This is a genomic window from Microcystis sp. M49636_WE2 (assembly GCF_030065375.1).
GTDB classification, from domain to species: Bacteria; Cyanobacteriota; Cyanobacteriia; order Cyanobacteriales; family Microcystaceae; genus Microcystis; species Microcystis aeruginosa_C.
The window spans coordinates 1-2676 of record NZ_JASJFG010000620.1 but is presented as its reverse complement, the minus strand read 5'-3'; the positions used below and the strand labels follow the sequence as shown (position 1 = coordinate 2676).

General features: G+C 43.0%; 6 protein-coding genes. All 6 read left to right on the top strand.

The genetic code is table 11. From position 1 onward, the window contains the following. Positions 1–6: 6 nt before the first annotated feature. Complete coding sequence (locus PX484_RS14280) at positions 7–171, top strand: DUF4160 domain-containing protein (protein ID WP_353853237.1); 165 nt, start codon at positions 7–9, stop codon at positions 169–171. Further along, complete coding sequence (locus PX484_RS14275) at positions 152–460, top strand: DUF2442 domain-containing protein (protein ID WP_002752921.1); 309 nt, start codon at positions 152–154, stop codon at positions 458–460. Before PX484_RS14280 ends, PX484_RS14275 begins: the two co-directional genes overlap by 20 nt. 478 nt (positions 461–938) lie before the next feature. Further along, a complete protein-coding gene (locus tag PX484_RS14270) occupies positions 939–1178 on the top strand; it encodes a hypothetical protein (RefSeq protein WP_002739406.1) in 240 nt (79 codons plus the stop codon). Continuing rightward, complete coding sequence (locus PX484_RS14265; RefSeq protein ID WP_287765478.1) at positions 1171–1560, top strand: type II toxin-antitoxin system VapC family toxin; 390 nt, start codon at positions 1171–1173, stop codon at positions 1558–1560. Before PX484_RS14270 ends, PX484_RS14265 begins: the two co-directional genes overlap by 8 nt. Positions 1561–1794: 234 nt before the next feature. Continuing rightward, complete coding sequence (locus PX484_RS14260) at positions 1795–2025, top strand: DUF433 domain-containing protein (protein ID WP_002779924.1); 231 nt, start codon at positions 1795–1797, stop codon at positions 2023–2025. 3 nt (positions 2026–2028) lie between these two features. Beyond that, complete coding sequence (locus PX484_RS14255) at positions 2029–2400, top strand: DUF5615 family PIN-like protein (RefSeq protein ID WP_287765481.1); 372 nt, start codon at positions 2029–2031, stop codon at positions 2398–2400. The last annotated feature ends 276 nt before the right edge of the window (positions 2401–2676 follow it).

Sequence of the window (2676 nt, the reverse complement as noted above, 5' to 3'; positions counted from 1 at the left end):
GCCCATATCCATGTCAAACGCGATCGCAAACTCGCTAAATATTGGCTTGATCCCATTACCTTAGAGAAAAACCGAGGATTCAAAGAACATGAATTAAACCAGATTGCTAAACTAATAACAGAACATCAACCCGCAATCCTAACCGCATGGCATGATTACTTTGACCCTTGAAACCGAGCCAATTGCCCATCAAGTGACCCTAACCGACGATAAATTAATAATCGACCTAGCCGACGGTCGCAGCATCACCGTTCCGCTAACATGGTACCCTCGTTTACTGCACGCCTCCCCCGCCGAGCGTCAAAATTGGCAACTCTTAGCGGATGGATGTGCTATCGAATGGCTCGATCTAGATGAGCATATTGGTATCGAAGGACTATTAGCTGGTCGGCGCAGTAGCGAGAGTTCACGCTCCCTGAATCGATGGTTAACAACTCGCAGACAAACTGTAACCGAGTAAATGGGGACAATGTTTCTGTTGTGCCACCCCAAATCCTCCATTCTTGCCCTGTAATTTATATCAAAATTTACTTAGAGCTTGCTGAATAAATCTAAAAACCTTGTTGGGTAAGACTTTTAGACTTTTGGGAAATCAAAAAGTACTGGCTATCGGAGTGATCGGGGGTAAAATTAAGGTACTTTTTCCCTGAAAATTAGGTAATTGACCGCCTGAAAATCGGTAAAACCCTACACCCCACACCCCACACCCCACACCCTAGCCCCACCAACAAACTTTTTCAGTAAACCCTATCTATCAAGGGATTTACCATACCTTACCCGAAATAATAGTGAAATTTTGTGACAAAGTGCAGCCAGATACAAGAATCTTTGCTAGATTCCCAGAAGGCTTCGGTGATAAGTCTCCTTAAAGGAAGCTCTTTGCAGTAAGCTAATCTGGCTAACACGCTTTTGGGCGTGATATGGGGGAGGATACAACCATGACTCATGAGATTTTAGGTGAATTTTTATCTTTGCCTGCTGAAGCACAGAGCCAAGTAGTCAGCCTGATCGCTTTTTTGAAACAAAAGTACATATATTCTGAACCTCTGTCTGCATCGTCAAATGTTGATTTAGTTAATGATCCCTTTGTTGGAATGTGGCGCGATCGTCAAGATTTAGATAGTACTACTTGGGTGCGAAATTTACGAGAAAGCGAGTGGTCAAAGACAAATGGCTAGTTCAACTATCGTAGATACCGACATAATCATTGATGTTGGTCGTGGTATTCCTGAAGCAGTCAATTGTCTGCAAAGGCTACAATCAAGTTCCAGATTAGCAATTAGCGTAGTTACACAAATGGAACCAATTGTTGGCTGCACTAACAAGTCAGAGTTACGGACGCTGGAAAAATTCCTTCAACAGTTTGATGTAATCAGAATTGACCAACCTATTTCAGACAAAGCGGTTGACTTACTTCGCTTGTATCGGCTAAGTCACGGTTTGCTGATTGCCGATGGCTTGATTGCAGGTACAGCAATAATATGGAATTACCCTTTTATCACCAAGAATCAACGAGACTACCGATTTATTCAAAATTTAAATGTATTACCCTACCCTTAGCGAAAAGCCTAACTAGACCGTTATGCCGCAAGTCCTCGGTGGAGGGTGTAAACAGCCGATCTTGTAGGGTGCGTTCCTTAATGTGGCTCCTACTGGTCCAGCGATCGATTTTTGGGGAACGCACCATGCACATTGATTGCATCTTTGATACCAAATCCTGTTATAATAAAACGAGATATAGGGTGCGTCCCATGCAGCCTTTACCTTTTTGAAAACACTTTCAATGATGTAGCTATGGACTGGGAAACTCGAATTACACTAAATCCCGATATTTTGGTGGGAAAACCTATCATTAAAGGAACAAGGATTGCGGTTGAATTTATCATCGATCTTCTCGCCCAAGGTTGGAGTATTGATGAAATTCTGCGAAACTACCCAGGTATTACAGTAGAAGATATTCAAGCTTGTCTTAGCTATGCTAGTGTAATGCTCAAGTCTGAGAAAGTCTATGCTATTCCTGCTTAACTGATGCGTTTTCTAGCGAACGAAAATTTCCCCCTTGATGCGGTTGAAGCCCTAGGACAAAATGGCCATGATGTCCTGTGGATTAGGGTGGAATCCCCCGGAATCTCGGACTGGGAAGTTTTAAGTCGCGCCCAAGCAGAAAATCGTATTCTCTTGACATTTGATAAAGATTTTGGAGAACTCGCCTTTCGTTCAAGGTTGCCGGCCAGTGTTGGTATTATTTTGTTTAGAATAAGAGTACCTTCTGCATCTGTAGTCGCTGAGAAAGTTGCCAAGGTTATCTCATTGCGGGATGACTGGTATGGACACTTTACAGTTATTGAAGAAGACAAAATTAGAATGAGAGACTTAACGGTGAGATCGCCGATCTTGTAGGGTACGTTCCCTAATATGGCTCCTACTGCTCCACCGATCGATTTTGGGGAACGCACCATGCACATTGATTGAAACTGTGGGTTTAAGTGCGATGCCGAAGGCACTGCGTAGCAGTACACCAATCTTATAGAGACTTAGTAGGATGGGCATTAGCTCATCCTACAGACCTGTGAGATATTATAGAGGGGTCTCCAGAAGTCAAATCGTAATCAGGAGTTAGTATATGCAAGCAATCCTTTTAAGCCGTGAAGAAGTTGCTCAACGTGCAGAGAAACT